Raw genomic sequence first — 15,955 nt, 5'->3', positions numbered from 1 at the left:
GAGTGAATATGGGCGAATTTTTCCCATTGCTGAGTTCCTGGCTGCCGATGCTGACAAACGGCGCGGTGACCACGGCCTCGCTGTGTATCGTCGCCATTGTTGCCGGTTTTTTTATCGGTGTGGTGATTTACCTGATGGAAAGCGGTCACTCACGCACTGGCAGAGGATTCGCCCGCGTCTATATCAGCCTGTTCCGTGGCACTCCAGTTCTGGCTCAGGTTTTATTGTGTTTTTACCTGCCGGGGGAATTGGGGTTGTCACTTCCCGGTTATCTGGCAGCGGTACTGGCGCTAACCCTCAATACCGCCGCTTATCAATCGCAAATTCTGCGCAGTGGTTTTAATGCCATCCCGGGCGGGCAATTAGAAGCTGCGGCAATATGCGGGTTAACTCCGCGCCAGATATTGTGGCATATCCAGATCCCACAAGTGTTGCGGCTGACCATGCCGTCCCTGATTTCCGAATTAATTGATGTGATCAAAGCCTCGGCGGTGGTGTCGGTGATCTCCATTACCGATTTGATGCGGGTGGGTCAACAGCTGGCCTCAGCAACCTACCGTCCGTTAGAGGTATATATAGCGATTGCCCTGTCTTACCTGGTGCTGACCAGTCTGCTGACGCTGTCAGGCAGCTATGTTGAACGGCGCTGGCGCAAGGAGGGCCAATGAGCGATTTCCTGCTTTATCTGCCGGACTTTGCCCGGGCGCTGGGCGTTACGCTGAGCATCAGCATCAGTGCTGCGGTCCTCGGCGCCTGCGCCGGGTTTATCCTGCAGGCAGTGTGCCGCCATAACCGCTGGCTGCTTTGGCCGTGGCGCATCTGCGTGTGGCTGATCCGCGGCACGCCTTATCTGGCGCAGCTGGCAGTGTTCTATTTCGGTTTACCGGCGATTGGTGTGACGTTGAGCGCCGTCGAAGCCACGGTGATATCGCTGGCAATCTACAGCTCTGTCTACTTCGGTGAAATCTTCCGCACGGCGTGGAAAAGCATCGGACAAGGACAGCTGGAAGCAGCGCAGGTGCATGATATTTCGGCCTGGCAGAGTTTCTGGCACATCCAGACGCCGCAAGCGTTGCGTTTCAGCCTGCCACTGCTGGGTAATCAGTTTATTTCCACGATTAAAGAGAGTTCAGTGGCGTCGATTATTACCGTCCCCGAGCTGACCATGACTACCGGGCAGATCGTCGCCAATACCTACACCTACATTGTGCCTTATAGCTTGCTGATCCTCAGTTACTGGCTGCTGGCGCAAGGGATTAGTGTCAGCGTGCGGCTACTCAGCCGCCAGGCAATCGAGGGATAAAACGATGAGTCACGAACCCATTATTGAATTACGTAACGTCGGTAAATCGTTTGCCGGCAGCCGGGTGCTGAAGGGAATTAACCTCACGGTGAGCGCCGGCGAAATTGTCACGTTGATCGGCCCCTCCGGCTCAGGAAAAACCACGACGCTGCGCTGCATGAATTTTCTCGAAGCCTATGACGAAGGGGATATTTTGATCAAAGGACAGCTGCTGGGCTATAGCAGCGCGGGGCGCGAAGTTAAGCACCGCGACAGCCCGGCGCTGATTGCGGAGGTTCGTCGCCCGCTGGCGATGGTTTTCCAGCAATTTAACCTGTGGCCGCATATGACGGTGCTGGAAAATGTCTGCGCGCCGTTAATTCTGGGTAAAAAACTGCCGCGCGATGAAGCCCGCAAAAAAGCGGCGGCGGCTCTGGCACAGGTCGGCATGTCGGACAAGGAGCAGGCGCGTCCGGCACGTCTTTCCGGTGGGCAACAGCAGCGGGTTGGCATCGCCAGAGCGCTGGCGCTGGGACCAGAGTTACTGTTGCTGGATGAGCCGACTTCCGCACTGGATCCTGAGCGCGTGGAAGAGGTGCAGGATGTGATTAAAGTGCTGGCGAACCACGGTATGACCATGGTGATGGTGACGCACGAAATGTCGTTCGCCGCGCGAATTTCTTCCCGCGTGGTATTTATGGCGGAGGGGGCCATTATCGAAAGCGGCGCCCCGGCGAGCCTGTTCCGTCAGCCGCAGACCGACCGTTTAAAATCATTTCTTGCCCCGTGGTTTAAGCGCCCGCTACAGCTGGATGAAGCGGAGGCCGGATATGCCTGATGCAGTCAGTATGCAGTTAGCCGGTTTTATCAGTCAGCAGCGACTGATGGATAAACTGACGCAGTTAGCCCAGTTTGGCGCGCTGGAAAATGGCGGTGTTGATCGGCAGGCCCTGTCGGCCGAAGAGTTAGAAGCCAGAGCCTGGCTGATTGACTGGGCCTGTACCCTCGGCTGCGAAGTTATCACCGATGACTGCGCAAACCTGTTTATCCGCCGCGCCGGTCGTGAGGACCTGCCGCCGGTGGTCACCGGCAGCCATATCGATACTCAGCCATGCGGCGGCAATCTTGACGGCTGTTATGGCGTGATTGCCGGTATGGAGTGTCTGAGCGCCCTGGCTGACGCGGGGATCACCACGCGGCGCCCGATTGAAGTCGCGGTGTGGATGAACGAAGAGGGTAGCCGTTTTTCTCCCGGTGCGATGGGTTCCAGCGCCTTCGTCCAGCCGCAACTGCTGGCGGGCTACCTGGGCCACCAGGATGCGCAAGGGGTGACGCTGGCCCAGGCGCTGGCGCGCTGCCACCAGCGTTTCCCTCAGTTGCCGCGCCGCGCTCCCCTGCCAATGGCCGCTTTTGTGGAGTTACATATTGAACAGGGACCGGTACTGGAGCAGGCCGGTCAGCCGCTGGCGGTGGTACGGGGGATTCAGGGCGTGCGCTGGTACCAGGTTACCTGCCAGGGACAATCGGCCCATGCCGGCACCACCCCGATGGCCGATCGCCAGGATGCCATGACGCTGGCGCGCCAGACGGTACAACAGCTGGAGCAACGGGCAGCCACCCTGCCGGCGGATGAACTACGCCTGACTTTTGGCCGCTGGGAAATCGAGCCTAACGCGATTAACACCATTGCCGGTCGCGCCACCTTTACTCTCGATTTTCGACATGCCGATGCGGCGGTATTAGCGCAGTTTGATCACTGGATGCAGCAAATCGCGGCGGACAATGTGGCAGTGGAGTGCGTATTCAGCCACTCGCCGGTAGCGTTCAATACGCAATTACAGGCGCAACAATATGCCTGCGCCCGGGCCTTGCAGATAGATACCGCCACTCTGACGTCCGGTGCATTTCACGATGCGATGCATCTGGCCAGTCATTGCCCTACCAGTATGTTTTTTGTTCCCAGCCATCACGGCATCAGCCATAACCCGGCTGAATACACCGATCCTCAGTATCTGTACCTTGGCGCAAAGGCATTAGCCTGTTGCCTGACAGAACTGGCTAATCAATCCACAGGAGTTACCCAATGAGCACCCACACTTATCCCGCCTGTTGTGAAAAAGACAATGGCAGCGCACTCGGCGCCAACGCGACCTTATCCGCGCCAATCTCTGCTGACGGCACCCCGGTTATCGGCGAACGGTACACCGTACCTGCCCGCTGTGGCCGCGCCGTACGTTTGAGTAAAGGGCAGGTTATCCGTATTATCAATACCCCTGGCAGTCAGGTGTGCGATACCTGGTTATTTAACAGTGCCGATTTGAGTGAGTTCTCCTCAATGGAACATACTCGCGCCTTTATTGATAAAATCATCCCGCAGGTGGGTGATGTATTAGTCACTAATCAGCGCCGCGCGATTGGCACGCTGCTGACGGATACCTCTCCGGGCGTGCATGACACGCTGATTGCCGCCTGTGACCTTTATCGCTATAGCAATATGGGCATTACGGAATACCACGACAGCTGTGCCGACAATATGCGGCTGGCGCTGAATGCCATCGGCCTGCGCGCGCGCGAAGTCCCACAGCCGTTGAATCTGTGGATGAATACGCCAGTCAATGCGGATTACACCATTTCCTGGTTACCGACGGTGAGTAAAGCCGGTGATTATGTCGAGATCCGCGCGGAGCTGGACTGCATTGTGGTAATGTCCGCCTGCCCGCAGGATATCGTGCCGATCAATGGCTGCAATCCGCAGGACGTACATTTTAGCGTTGCCGGGTAATCAGCCTTTTACCCGCAGGGAAAACGGCCCGGCACGACGTTGTCGGGCGTTTGCATTTCTTTCAGTAGCAGATATCAATTTATGAAAAAAAACGGTGATACTGGCGGTTTTGTTTTATCTGAGTTAGGGATGCGTCTGCGTCATGCGCGTTTGGCACAAGAGATCACCCTAAAGCAGCTGGCGCAGAAAGTCGGCTGCTCAGAAAGTTTATTGTCCAAACTGGAGAATGAAGTGGCCTCCCCCTCGCTGGCTATGTTGCATCGGCTGGCCAGCGCTCTGGAAACCAATATTTCTGATTTAATGGCGGAAAGCTGGGTGGCTGATTCACCGGTGCTGAAAGCAGATCAACGTATCCGTAAACGTTTTGTCCATCGCAATAAGAAAGGCGGTATTGAGCTGGAAAACCTGACTCATCACCACAAAGGCGGCCTGTTACAGGGCAATATTCATATCATTGAGCCGGGTGTCGCCAGCGACGGGCAGATTGAACATCATGGTGAGGAGATGGGCTATGTACTGGAAGGGGAGATCGCGCTCTGTTTAGGTGAGCAGACCTTTACCCTCGCTGCGGGAGATTCATTTTATTTCCCCAGCAATGTGCCCCACGGTTATCGCAATATCGGTGAATCGGTGGCGAAAGTGCTGTGGGTGAATACGCCGGTCACATTCTAAGCTTGCGCATAAAAAATCCGTCGCCTGCATGCGGCAACGCCGTGGTTTTTTATTCATACGTCAACGTCTCGCACCTGTCTGGTTCAGCGGTGACCAATAAATTAAGCCAATGCCGGTTTACGCTCTGGCTTGCTGATACTCGGTTTGATCATAACGATATGGTCACCCCATGGGTTGGCCACAGGGATAAGCGCCATCCCTTCCCGGTCATAATAATATCGATTAATATCAATTTGTTATATAAAAAAAGCCTCGTAGAACGAGGCCTTGGTATGAGCTTTGACAGAATGTGTCTGAGGTCAACCTCAGAACGGAATGTCGTCGTCAAAATCCATTGGTGGTTCATTATTCGCTGGCGCACTATTCTGCTGCGGGCGAGACTGCGCGCCGCCGCTGAACTGATTGCTGCCGCCGCTCTGGGCTGCCTGTGGCTGCTGTGGCTGACCCCAACCATTATTGTTGCCCTGACCAGCGCCCTGACCGCCTGCTGGCGCGCCGCCGCCCTGTGCACGGCCACCCAGCATCTGCATGGTGCCGCCCACGTTGACCACCACTTCAGTGGTGTATTTTTCCACGCCAGCCTGATCGGTCCACTTACGGGTCTGCAGGGCACCTTCGATATAGACCTGAGAGCCTTTACGCAGGTATTCGCCCGCAACTTCTGCCAGCTTGCCAAACAGCACTACGCGGTGCCACTCGGTTTTCTCTTTGGTTTCGCCGGTCGCCTTGTCACGCCAGCTTTCGGACGTGGCCAGGGTAATGTTGGCAACCGCTCCACCATTCGGCATATAACGGACTTCCGGATCCTGACCCAGATTTCCGACAAGAATCACTTTGTTAACGCCTCTGCTGGCCATGTTGGTGTCTCCGATGAATATTCAGTAAAGTCTAAACCCTAAATTCTAACATGGCATTCAGCCAGTTCCTACTTTCAGATCACCCTCGAAAAAAGGTGAGCCTTGTTGCAGCGTTGCAGACAAACACTGGATATCCATTCAGGTTTTTTTGTGTCATAATGACATGTTTAGTTCTGGCTGTGCCGGGCCTGGCGATGACGGGCGAAGGCACGGTGTGGTCTGCGTTAATCCGGGAAACGTGCATGGATAAGATTGAAGTCCGGGGTGCTCGCACCCACAATTTGAAAAACATCAACCTGACCATCCCTCGCGACAAACTGATCGTTGTCACCGGCCTGTCAGGTTCCGGGAAGTCCTCGCTGGCGTTTGATACGCTATACGCCGAGGGACAACGCCGCTACGTGGAATCGCTTTCCGCCTACGCGCGTCAGTTTCTCTCCTTGATGGAGAAGCCGGATGTCGATCATATCGAAGGCCTGTCGCCGGCGATCTCGATCGAGCAGAAATCAACCTCTCATAACCCGCGCTCCACCGTGGGCACCATCACTGAAATTCACGACTATCTGCGCCTGCTATTCGCCCGCGTTGGCGAGCCGCGCTGTCCGGATCATGACGTGCCGCTGGCGGCGCAAACCGTCAGCCAGATGGTCGATAATGTGCTGGCGCAGCCGGAAGGCACGCGTCTGATGCTACTGGCGCCGGTGGTGCAGGATCGTAAGGGCGAACATACCAAAACGCTGGAAAACCTCGCTTCGCAGGGGTATATCCGCGCCCGTATCGACGGCGAAGTATGCGATCTCTCCGATCCGCCAAAGCTGGAACTGCAAAAGAAACATACCATCGAGGTGGTGGTCGACCGCTTTAAAGTGCGTGAAGACCTGGCCCAGCGGCTGGCGGAATCGTTTGAAACCGCGCTGGAACTCTCCGGCGGAACAGCGGTGGTCGCCGATATGGATGATGCCAGCGTCGACGAGTTACTGTTCTCGGCTAATTTTGCCTGCCCGATTTGCGGCTACAGTATGAGCGAGCTGGAACCACGTCTGTTTTCGTTTAACAACCCGGCCGGTGCCTGCCCAACCTGCGATGGTCTGGGGGTACAGCAATATTTTGATCCGGACCGCGTGGTGCAAAACCCCGATCTGTCACTGGCCGGCGGCGCTATCCGCGGCTGGGATCGACGCAATTTCTACTACTTCCAGATGCTGCGCTCCCTGGCGGAACATCTCGATTTTGATATTGAAGCGCCATTTAATCAGCTGGATGAGAAATCCCGACAGGTGATCCTGTACGGTTCCGGTAAAGAGAGTATCGAGTTTAAGTATATCAACGATCGCGGCGATACCTCGGTGCGCCGCCATCCGTTTGAAGGGGTGCTGCATAATATGGAGCGCCGCTACAAAGAGACCGAATCTGCCGCTGTACGCGAGGATTTGGCTAAGTTTATTAGCAATCGCGCCTGCACCAGCTGTGAAGGCACCCGTTTGCGCCGCGAAGCGCGTCATGTGTTTGTCGAAAACACCACGCTGCCGACCATTTCAGATATGAGCATTGGTCACGCGATGGAGTTTTTCCAGAATATGAAGCTCAGCGGGCAGCGGGCGCAAATCGCGGAAAAAGTGTTGAAAGAGATTGGCGACCGCCTGAAGTTCCTGGTTAACGTCGGCCTGAACTATCTGTCGATGTCGCGCTCTGCCGAAACCCTGTCCGGTGGTGAAGCCCAGCGTATCCGTCTGGCGAGCCAGATTGGCGCCGGACTGGTTGGCGTGATGTATGTGCTGGATGAACCCTCGATTGGCCTGCATCAGCGTGATAATGAACGCCTGCTGGAAACCCTGATCCATCTGCGCAACCTTGGTAATACCGTGATTGTGGTAGAACACGATGAAGATGCGATCCGCGCGGCGGACCACGTTATTGATATCGGTCCGGGCGCCGGGGTGCATGGCGGTGAGGTAGTGGCCGAAGGTACGGTCGAGGATATTATGGCCAGCGAGAATTCGCTTACCGGCCAGTTCCTCAGCGGCAAACGTGAAATCCCGATTCCGCAGCAGCGCGTAGCGGCCGATCCGACCAAAGTGCTGAAGCTGACCGGCGCCCGCGGTAATAATCTGAAGGATGTGACCCTGACCCTGCCGGTCGGTCTGTTCACCTGTATTACCGGCGTCTCCGGATCCGGTAAATCGACGCTGATTAACGATACCCTGTTCCCGATTGCCCAGCGTCAGTTAAATGGCGCCACCATCGCCGAACCGGCGCCGTATCGTGATATCAGCGGGATGGAACATTTCGACAAGGTGATCGATATCGATCAAAGCCCGATTGGCCGTACGCCGCGTTCAAACCCGGCCACCTATACCGGTATTTTTACCCCGGTACGCGAGCTGTTTGCCGGCGTGCCGGAATCACGCGCGCGTGGTTATAACCCGGGCCGCTTTAGTTTTAACGTCCGTGGCGGTCGCTGTGAGGCCTGCCAGGGCGATGGCGTGATTAAGGTTGAAATGCACTTCCTGCCGGATATCTATGTGCCGTGCGACCAGTGTAAAGGTAAGCGCTACAACCGCGAAACGCTGGAAGTTAAATACAAGGGCAAGAGCATTCATGAAGTGCTGGAGATGACCATTGAAGAAGCGCGTGACTTCTTTGATGCGGTGCCCGCGCTGGCGCGTAAGCTGCAAACCCTGATCGATGTCGGTCTCTCCTATATCCGCCTCGGCCAGTCGGCGACCACGCTGTCCGGTGGTGAAGCGCAACGCGTGAAGCTGGCGCGTGAACTGTCAAAACGCGGTACCGGCCAGACGCTGTATATTCTCGATGAGCCAACCACCGGTTTGCACTTTGCCGATATTCAGCAGTTGCTGGAAGTGCTGCATCAGCTGCGCGACCAGGGCAATACTATCGTGGTGATTGAGCACAATCTTGATGTGATCAAAACCGCCGACTGGATTGTCGATCTCGGACCGGAAGGCGGCAGCGGCGGCGGCGAAATCCTGATTTCCGGTACGCCGGAGACGGTTGCCGTCTGTGAGAAATCGCATACCGCGCGCTTCCTGAAGCCATTGTTAAAAATCTAATCACTGTCGGGGCCGGCGAATGCCGGCCCCGCGTTTCCCCGCTGTTCATCGTCGTTACCGCTGTGCTTATTTCCCCATACTCTTGCAGGATCAGGCAAGATTTAGACATTTTCAGGCATACCCGGATCTCCCTCCATTGACTAACCTTAGGGTTCGCTTCTTTGCTGTTTTTTGATTTATCGCAGTAGCTCAACAACACGTCATCAACGCTATCTGGAGACACCATGAATATTACGCACGCCTATGCCGCGCAGGATGCCAAATCCCGTCTGGCGCCATTCGAATATAAGCCGCGTGAACTACGTGAACATGATGTGCAAATTGAAGTGCTGTTTTGCGGCGTCTGCCACTCAGACCTCCATCAGGCACGTAATGAGTGGCATAACACCATTTTTCCGGTGGTGCCGGGGCATGAAATCGTTGGCCGCGTCACCGCGGTCGGTGGCCACACCCACAAATACCAGGTCGGCGATCTGGTCGGCGTCGGCTGCCTCGTCGACTCCTGTCGTACCTGTCCCAGCTGTGAAGAGGGCTTAGAGCAGTATTGCGAAAACGGCTTTGTCGGCACCTACAACGGACAGGATCGTCATAGCGGCGAGATCACCTACGGCGGCTACTCGACGCAAGTAGTAGTACATGAAGACTTTGTGTTGCGGGTACCGGAAAACCTCGATCCAGCGGGTGCGGCGCCACTGCTGTGCGCCGGTATTACCACCTTCTCGCCGCTGCATCACTGGGGCGCTGGCCCGGGCAAGAAAGTCGGTATTGTCGGTCTTGGCGGCCTCGGCCATATGGGCGTGAAAATTGCCCATGCCATGGGTGCGCATGTGGTGCTGTTTACCACATCAGAATCGAAAGTGGCAGACGGTAAACGCCTCGGCGCCGATGAAGTGGTGATTTCCAAAGATGCCGATCAGATGGCGCAGCATGCCAATAGTTTTGACTTAATCGTCAATACCGTTGCCGCACAGCACGATCTGAATCCGTTTATCACCCTGCTGCGTCGTGACGGCACCCTGGTGCTGGTCGGCGCACCGGAACACGATCATCCGTCACCGCAGGTGTTTAACCTGATTTTTAAACGCCGCAGCATTGCCGGTTCACTGATTGGCGGCATCGCAGAAACCCAGCAGATGCTGGATTTCTGCGGTAAGCACAATCTGGTTTCCGATATCGAACTGATTAAGATGAACCAGATTAACGAAGCCTACGAACGGATGCTGAAAAGTGACGTGAAGTATCGCTTTGTGATCGATCTCGACAGCCTGCGCAGCGAAGCCGGGGTGTAAGAAACCGCTTAGCGGGAGCCATAAATGGCTCCCCTACCGTACAGATCCGTAGAGACAGCGCCGGATATTGAGCTTCAGGACGGTAGCTGACATTGGCTATCAAATCGACCGACGGTGATCATTCAGTCGGTATAAGCGGCAGTATGGAAATCAATCTCCCACTTCAGCACCTTGCCATACAGCGTCGACAACGCCATTTTTTCTTCCGCACTCAGCGTCTGCGCACACCGATCTAATTCATCTTTTAACCAGCGCGCCTGCTGATAAAACGCATCCTCCGCATGCAACTCAACCCAGCGCCGCAGATCTTCATCACTCTGGGTCTGTTGCGCCACGCGCGCGCACCACTGGTAATACATCCATTCAGCGCCAAACATTAAGGTAATGATCTCCTCATAACTGCCCTGCTGCGCCACATGCAGCATGCCGTCACGAAAGCGGCGCACCGCGGGCAGATCGTCAGGATAATCCGCGCTGACGACCTGGCGCTTCGCCAGCACCTGCTCAAACCAGGCGATTTGCGTATCCACCAGCGCATTAAGTACATCAATCAGCCAGCGCTGCTGACGGATATCAGGCGCTTTACTGACGCCAAGCGCGAAAATGGCGATGGCCGTCGCGACAAAGTGACCTTCAAACACCAGATAACGATTAAATACCGCAGCGGGCAGACAATCCTGCTCAATATCCGCGACAAAACGATGAAACTGCATCGCCTGCCAGTCCCCCTGGTGCTCACGCAACAGGCGATCGCTAAATGTTTCCATATTACTCCCCCGCCAGCACTGAACGTGCCGCCGCCATAAAATGTTTCACCCGCGCCAGTTCGACGTCATTCCACCATACGCCTCCCTGCTTTAATGCGCTGGCGACAATCACTCCCTGGGTGCGCGACAGAATTTGCCCGACGTTATCCGCCGTCACGCCGGACCCCACCAGCAGCGGCAGCGCGGTGGCGCCACGGATCTCATCAATCTCTTCCAGCGTGGCGCTATCACCGGTACGCTGACCGGTGGCGATGACCGCATCGGCCTGGAAAAAGTCCACATCGCGGGTTAACTCGCTAATCGAACGATCGGCGACAATCGCATGGCTGCCATGTTTCACATGGCTATCGGCAAACACCCGGATATGCTCCGCGCGCAGCTGGCTGCGATAGCGCAACGCTTTCGCCGCCGCCCCTTCAATAAATCCCTCATTGGCAATATAGGCATTGGCCCACTGATTGACGCGAATAAAATCAGCGCCGCCGGCCAGCGCGGTCGCCAGCGCCGGGATCGCCGCATTAGCCAGCACGTTAATCCCCAGCGGCACATCAAAACGGCAGCGAATTTTCTCGCTGATCACCGCCATCAGCGCTGAGGTTTCCGGTCCAATATCTTCGGGTTTGGCAAACGGGATATCACCATGATTTTCCACGATCAATCCATGAACGCCACCAGAAATATAATTATCAGCATCACGAATCGCGCGCTCGATAATATCGCCCACTGATTTACCACTGTATTTAGGCGAGCCCGGAAAGGGATCGCAATGAATAACACCAATAACCACTTTGCTACGTGAAAATATCGCTTGTATCGCGTTAGTTTTTTCTGCTGATATAGAAACCATAATCTTCACCTTACATCAGGGAAACGTTATGCATGTTTATGTCACCGGTAATATCACCGTCGATGAAACCTGGGAAATAGACCATATCCCACTGAAAGGATCATCTATTCATGGAAAAAAACGTTCACAGGACCTGGGCGGTAAAGGGGCGAATCAGGCTATTATCCTGTCACGCTGCGGAATAAACACCACCTTAATCGCTGCCACTGGCAATGACGATGATGGCCGCTGGCTACGGCAAGTGATTGGCCAGGAAAACCTGTGTCTGTTGCCCGATTATTCATTAGCTGTTCATAGCGACACCTCAATTATCTTTAATATTGCCGACGGCGATAATGCGATTATTACCACTACCGCAGCGGCCGACAGTTTAGATCTGGCAATTATCACCCAGGCGCTTAATGATGCGCTGCCGGGGGATATTTTGCTGCAGCAGGGCAATTTTCCGCTGGAAAAAACCCGGCAAATTTTCCAGCTGGCGCGACAAAAGCAGATGATTAGCGTATTTAACCCCTCACCGGTGAAAAGCGGCTTCGCCGCACTCTGGCCACTGATTGATATTGCGGTACTCAATCAGCCTGAAGCCGCAGAACTGCAACCGGTATTAACCCGTCCCGCCAGTAGCCTGGTGATCACCGAAGGCGCCAGCGGCGCATGGCTGTATCAACAGCAGCAGCGCGACTTCGTACCAGCAGCGGCAGCAGTGGCCATCGATACTACCGGCGCCGGCGATACCTTTCTGGCAGTGATGCTGGCCTCTGCGCTGCGGCGCAACGTCGCTATTGATCGTCTGGCCCTGACCCATGCGGCGGAGGCTGCGGCGATCACCGTCAGTCGGCGCGGGACCCTGAGCGCCTTTCCCACCCGCAGCGAACTCGCCGCACTGCTGGCAACCGGCCAGCAGGCGGCGAACTGAATTACTTAAACAGTGGGCGGTAAGGGTCGACGTTCGCTTTCGTCACCACTTCTGCCGGCACCAGAATAGTCTTCTGCACGCTTTTCCCGGCGCTAATCGCATTCAGCGCGTTCAATGCTTCCGCGCCCATTTTTTCCGGATCCTGCTGTAGCACCGCGGCAACATAGCCCTGGTCGATACCGCTAATTGCGCGCGCGGTCAGGTCCCAGCCAAAGACTTTGATATCTTTCTGCCGCCCCTGATTTTCTACCGCCGCAATCGCCCCCAGCAGCGCCGGTTCGCCGGTGGCATAAATGGCGGTCATATCCGGATTGCCGGTAATCAGGTTTTCCGCCGCGGTCATCGCATCATCCTGAATATTACGGCCATCAACCACGTCAGCCACACTGATCTGCGGGTTAGCTTTGATGGTGTCCTCAAACCCTTGCTGACGGGCGTTCTGGATCGCCGAATTCAGCGCACCGACGATCCCGACGCGCGCTTTGCCCCCCATCTCTTTCTGCACATAGTCGACAAAATGCTTACCGAGGATCTTGCCGCCCTCGATATTATCGACGCCGACCTGCGCCGCCTGCGGTCCCGCCGGCAGCACCGCATCAATGGCGATTACCGGTATTCTTGCCGCTGCGGCTTCTTTAATCGCCGGCATAATGCCATTAACATCAATCGCATCCACCAGGATGCCTTTTACCCCCTGCTGAATATAGTTTTCAATCGCATCGTTTTGCGCCACCGGATTATCGTTGGCATTAAAGATCACTAAATTTTTTCCGCTCTCTTTGGCTGCCGTTTGCGCCCCCTTATTCATCAGATTGAAGAACAGTGCCTGCTGGTTAATTTGCACCAGCGCATAGGTGGGAGTTTCCGCCAATGCATTAGCGATCATAAAAACAGAAGCCAGTAACGTGCAGGTAATAATGCTTTTTTTTCCGCTGCTGAATAACATCATGAATGCCCTCGTCGGAATAGCGTCGCCCACACGACATACGTGCGGAACTGTTTTTTGGCGGGACAAATATCGTAAGCACACGACAAAAATAGCCGTATGTTATGGCAAACGCTGCTTTTTCATTTCGGCTGCCGGTCCATGTCGGTGCCTGGGTGAAATGTCTGAGTAACGTCAAAGTGTGGTGCAGGTAAACTGGTTATTAAAATTCTCTTCTGCGCGAAAATTGTCAAGGATTAATTTTCGCCGCCGTTAACCTCGCGACGAACCGGACAACAGAAAGTGCTATAACTGCCGCTTGCTATTATGCTACTGATATTCATCCTCCCTTCTGCTGGTACGGCCAATGATTAAAAAACGCGTGCTGCTTTCCGATGTCGCTAAGCTGGCCGGATTATCGAAAGCCACGGTATCACGCTGGCTGAATAACAGTATTGTGCTGCCGCCAGAAACCATTGAGCGCATTCAATCCGCCATCAGCCAGCTTGATTATCGGGGTAACAGTCTGGCCCGCCGGCTCAGCAAAGGCGGCAGCGAAACCCTCGGTTTAGTCCTGCCCGATATTACCAACCCCTTTTTTGCCGAGCTGGCCGATGCTGCTGAAGAAGCGGCTTCTGAGCGCGGTTATAGCCTGGTGCTGTGTATTACCCGCAACAACCCGGACAAAGAGAGTCAGTTTATTCGCTGGCTTGATACCTGTCAGGTGGATGGCCTGCTGTTTACCACTAACCGTCCGGATAACGGTTTGTTGCGTAAGGAGATAATGCGCCAGCAGCGCATCGTGCTGCTGGATGAAGATATTCCCGGTAGTCAGGTGCCGAAAGTGTTTGCCGATAACCTGCAGGGCGGCAAAATCGCTACCGAACAGCTGATTGCCGCCGGGCACCGACGCATCGCCTTTGTTGGCGGCCCGGATGCGTTGATGAGCGTGCGCGAACGCTATCAGGGCTTCTGCCTCGCCATGGAACAGGCCGGGCTCAGCTGCCCGCCGCACTGGGTAATGTTTGGCGCCTATCAGCGCGAGTTTGGCCAGCAGGCGCTAAATCAGCTCTTCAGCCATGCGGAGCGGCCAACGGCGGTATTTGCCGCCAGTGATTATCTGGTGTTAGGCCTGCTGGATGGGCTACGCCAGCGTGGTTTGCAGGCACCGGAAGCCCTGTCACTGGTGGGATTTGATGACGCCAGTTATGCCGAATTCACCCAGCCGCGCATCTCCACCATCCGCCAGCCGGCACGTCAGATGGGCCGCACCGCAGTGGATATGATGCTGCAGCTGCTAACCGGCAGAGATGAAATTGCGGCGGAAATACGCCTGCCGGTCGAATGGATCGGTCGCGACTCAATCAAATCTCTGGTCTGAACGCACCAAAGTGGTGCTCAGCGCACAAATTACGCACATAAAACCGTCAATAGCTGGTCATTTTTTAATCAATTTACTAAACTCATCTGGCAGCGAGTAAACCGGTTTACCGATTGTTGATTTTTTTTGTGCTTTCTTTCCATACAGTTAACCACAATAAAATCGATGATTTTTTAATCTGGCATGGTTGCTGCTTTATTCAGCATGGCGAACAAATATCTTTAAGTAATGTTGTTATATCTGTGGTGACGTTAGCCTGTCCGCGCGCATTTTGGTAAACCGGTTTACAAGGCATGTAAACCGAAAATGCGCGCCGTTCTGGCGCTCACCACCGATATTCTCCGCTGTGGAATACAGCACCGGGAGTGATCAGATGCGACAACAGCAAGCTGCCCCATCGCGGGTAGAAATGGTGAATATCACCAAGAGTTACGGTTCGATTCAGTCGCTTCGTGGCGTCAATCTGCAGCTGGCCGCTGGCGAAGTACTGGGATTAGTCGGCGACAATGGCGCGGGTAAATCGACTCTGACCAAAGTGCTTTCCGGCGCGGTAGTCCCCACCAGCGGCACCATCCGTATCGACGGCCAGCAACAGCACTTTGCCAACCCGGCCGATTCACGACGTTGCCATATCGAGATGGTCTATCAGGATCTTTCGCTATGCGACACGGTCGATGTGGCAGGTAACCTGTTTATGGGGCGTGAACCGCTAAAGCATCATCTGGGCATGCCGTTTCTCGATCAAGCCAAAATGCATGCCGATGCGCGTGAGATGCTGAAAGGTCTGGGCATTTCGATTCCGGATACCCGCCTGCTGGTACGCAATCTCTCCGGCGGCCAGCGCCAGGCGATCGCCATTGCGCGGGCTGCGGCTTTCGACCCCAAAGTGCTGATTATGGATGAACCCACCGCTGCCCTGGCGGTGGCGGAAGTAGAAGCGGTACTGGAGTTAATTAAACGCGTCAGTGCACGCGGCGTCAGTGTCATTCTGATCACCCACCGCCTGCAGGATCTGTTCCTGGTCTGTGACCGCATTATGGTGATGTATGAAGGCACCAATGTCGCTGACCGCCTGGTGTCGGAGACCAGTCTTGGCGATATCGTTAACCTGATTGTCGGTGAGAAGTTTACCGCACATTCAGCCCGCGCCCATTAAGGGAAAAGCA

14 protein-coding genes and 1 pseudogene are annotated in these 15,955 nt (G+C 55.2%); 11 read left to right on the top strand and 4 right to left on the bottom strand.

Annotated features, from left to right (window positions below; all coding sequences use genetic code 11):
- The first annotated feature begins 8 nt into the window (after positions 1-8).
- The 6 genes and pseudogenes from JWF83_RS16940 (at position 9) to JWF83_RS16915 (ending at position 4,736) form a co-directional block, all read left to right on the top strand.
- Entirely contained in the window at positions 9-668 is a 660-nt protein-coding gene (locus JWF83_RS16940; protein WP_413651581.1) for an amino acid ABC transporter permease, read from the top strand.
- Positions 665-1,303: an amino acid ABC transporter permease gene (locus tag JWF83_RS16935; protein ID WP_413651580.1), complete on the top strand. Its 639-nt coding sequence runs from the start codon at positions 665-667 to the stop codon at positions 1,301-1,303. Before JWF83_RS16940 ends, JWF83_RS16935 begins: the two co-directional genes overlap by 4 nt.
- A gap of 4 nt (positions 1,304-1,307) precedes the next feature.
- Complete coding sequence (locus JWF83_RS16930) at positions 1,308-2,120, top strand: amino acid ABC transporter ATP-binding protein (RefSeq protein ID WP_413651579.1); 813 nt, start codon at positions 1,308-1,310, stop codon at positions 2,118-2,120.
- A gap of 10 nt (positions 2,121-2,130) precedes the next feature.
- Positions 2,131-3,397: pseudogene (locus JWF83_RS16925) on the top strand (M20 family metallo-hydrolase).
- Positions 3,366-4,064 (top strand): DUF1989 domain-containing protein, encoded by a 699-nt coding sequence (locus JWF83_RS16920; RefSeq protein ID WP_413651578.1) that lies wholly within the window; start codon positions 3,366-3,368, stop codon positions 4,062-4,064. The pseudogene JWF83_RS16925 and the gene JWF83_RS16920 overlap by 32 nt, the downstream one beginning before the upstream one ends.
- 81 nt (positions 4,065-4,145) lie before the next feature.
- Entirely contained in the window at positions 4,146-4,736 is a 591-nt protein-coding gene (locus tag JWF83_RS16915) for a cupin domain-containing protein (RefSeq protein ID WP_413651577.1), read from the top strand.
- A 305-nt stretch (positions 4,737-5,041) separates the two neighbouring features.
- Here JWF83_RS16915 and ssb1 read toward each other — a convergent pair whose 3' ends face one another.
- Positions 5,042-5,593, bottom strand: a complete 552-nt coding sequence (ssb1, locus tag JWF83_RS16910; RefSeq protein WP_413651576.1) for a single-stranded DNA-binding protein SSB1 — start codon at positions 5,591-5,593, stop codon at positions 5,042-5,044.
- A gap of 242 nt (positions 5,594-5,835) precedes the next feature.
- Between ssb1 and uvrA the strand changes: the two genes are divergently transcribed.
- Together uvrA and JWF83_RS16900 are read left to right on the top strand one after the other, a co-directional pair.
- Positions 5,836-8,664, top strand: a complete 2,829-nt coding sequence (gene uvrA, locus JWF83_RS16905) for an excinuclease ABC subunit UvrA (protein ID WP_413651575.1) — start codon at positions 5,836-5,838, stop codon at positions 8,662-8,664.
- Positions 8,665-8,888: 224 nt separating this feature from the next.
- The gene (locus tag JWF83_RS16900; protein WP_413651574.1) at positions 8,889-9,953 is read left to right on the top strand and encodes an NAD(P)-dependent alcohol dehydrogenase; all 1,065 of its coding nucleotides are present in this window, start codon (positions 8,889-8,891) and stop codon (positions 9,951-9,953) included.
- A 122-nt stretch (positions 9,954-10,075) separates the two neighbouring features.
- Here the strand turns inward: JWF83_RS16900 and JWF83_RS16895 are convergent, their stop codons facing one another.
- Positions 10,076-10,720: a TenA family protein gene (locus JWF83_RS16895; protein ID WP_413651573.1), complete on the bottom strand. Its 645-nt coding sequence runs from the start codon at positions 10,718-10,720 to the stop codon at positions 10,076-10,078.
- Position 10,721: 1 nt separating this feature from the next.
- Positions 10,722-11,567 (bottom strand): BtpA/SgcQ family protein, encoded by an 846-nt coding sequence (locus JWF83_RS16890; RefSeq protein ID WP_413651572.1) that lies wholly within the window; start codon positions 11,565-11,567, stop codon positions 10,722-10,724.
- A 28-nt stretch (positions 11,568-11,595) separates the two neighbouring features.
- Here JWF83_RS16890 and JWF83_RS16885 point away from each other — a divergent pair, with 28 nt between their 5' ends.
- The gene (locus JWF83_RS16885; RefSeq protein ID WP_413651571.1) at positions 11,596-12,483 is read left to right on the top strand and encodes a PfkB family carbohydrate kinase; all 888 of its coding nucleotides are present in this window, start codon (positions 11,596-11,598) and stop codon (positions 12,481-12,483) included.
- Between the two features lies 1 nt (position 12,484).
- On the opposite strand, the gene JWF83_RS16880 is transcribed toward JWF83_RS16885, so the two are convergent.
- Entirely contained in the window at positions 12,485-13,432 is a 948-nt protein-coding gene (locus JWF83_RS16880; protein ID WP_413651570.1) for a substrate-binding domain-containing protein, read from the bottom strand.
- A 343-nt stretch (positions 13,433-13,775) separates the two neighbouring features.
- Between JWF83_RS16880 and JWF83_RS16875 the strand changes: the two genes are divergently transcribed.
- Positions 13,776-14,789, top strand: a complete 1,014-nt coding sequence (locus JWF83_RS16875; RefSeq protein ID WP_413651569.1) for a LacI family DNA-binding transcriptional regulator — start codon at positions 13,776-13,778, stop codon at positions 14,787-14,789.
- 409 nt (positions 14,790-15,198) lie between these two features.
- Positions 15,199-15,945, top strand: a complete 747-nt coding sequence (locus JWF83_RS16870) for an ATP-binding cassette domain-containing protein (protein WP_413651818.1) — start codon at positions 15,199-15,201, stop codon at positions 15,943-15,945.
- The last annotated feature ends 10 nt before the right edge of the window (positions 15,946-15,955 follow it).

Origin of the sequence: Pantoea sp. B65 (genome assembly GCF_047308185.1) — a bacterium.
GTDB lineage: Bacteria > Pseudomonadota > Gammaproteobacteria > Enterobacterales > Enterobacteriaceae > Erwinia.
The sequence above is the reverse complement of the archived record's forward strand: the minus strand, read 5'-3'. Positions and strand labels throughout refer to the sequence as shown.

Bases quoted from the DNA above. Each gene is read 5' to 3' on its own strand.
- JWF83_RS16875 (WP_413651569.1), top strand. From the start codon at position 13,776: ATGATTAAAAAACGCGTGCTGCTTTCCGATGTCGCTAAGCTGGCCGGA.
- JWF83_RS16935 (WP_413651580.1), top strand. From the start codon at position 665: ATGAGCGATTTCCTGCTTTATCTGCCGGACTTTGCCCGGGCGCTGGGC.
- JWF83_RS16880 (WP_413651570.1), bottom strand. From the start codon at position 13,432: ATGATGTTATTCAGCAGCGGAAAAAAAAGCATTATTACCTGCACGTTA.
- JWF83_RS16870 (WP_413651818.1), top strand. From the start codon at position 15,199: ATGGTGAATATCACCAAGAGTTACGGTTCGATTCAGTCGCTTCGTGGC.
- JWF83_RS16915 (WP_413651577.1), top strand. From the start codon at position 4,146: ATGAAAAAAAACGGTGATACTGGCGGTTTTGTTTTATCTGAGTTAGGG.
- JWF83_RS16885 (WP_413651571.1), top strand. From the start codon at position 11,596: ATGCATGTTTATGTCACCGGTAATATCACCGTCGATGAAACCTGGGAA.
- JWF83_RS16920 (WP_413651578.1), top strand. From the start codon at position 3,366: ATGAGCACCCACACTTATCCCGCCTGTTGTGAAAAAGACAATGGCAGC.
- JWF83_RS16895 (WP_413651573.1), bottom strand. From the start codon at position 10,720: ATGGAAACATTTAGCGATCGCCTGTTGCGTGAGCACCAGGGGGACTGG.
- ssb1 (WP_413651576.1), bottom strand. From the start codon at position 5,593: ATGGCCAGCAGAGGCGTTAACAAAGTGATTCTTGTCGGAAATCTGGGT.
- JWF83_RS16900 (WP_413651574.1), top strand. From the start codon at position 8,889: ATGAATATTACGCACGCCTATGCCGCGCAGGATGCCAAATCCCGTCTG.
- uvrA (WP_413651575.1), top strand. From the start codon at position 5,836: ATGGATAAGATTGAAGTCCGGGGTGCTCGCACCCACAATTTGAAAAAC.
- JWF83_RS16940 (WP_413651581.1), top strand. From the start codon at position 9: ATGGGCGAATTTTTCCCATTGCTGAGTTCCTGGCTGCCGATGCTGACA.
- JWF83_RS16890 (WP_413651572.1), bottom strand. From the start codon at position 11,567: ATGGTTTCTATATCAGCAGAAAAAACTAACGCGATACAAGCGATATTT.
- JWF83_RS16930 (WP_413651579.1), top strand. From the start codon at position 1,308: ATGAGTCACGAACCCATTATTGAATTACGTAACGTCGGTAAATCGTTT.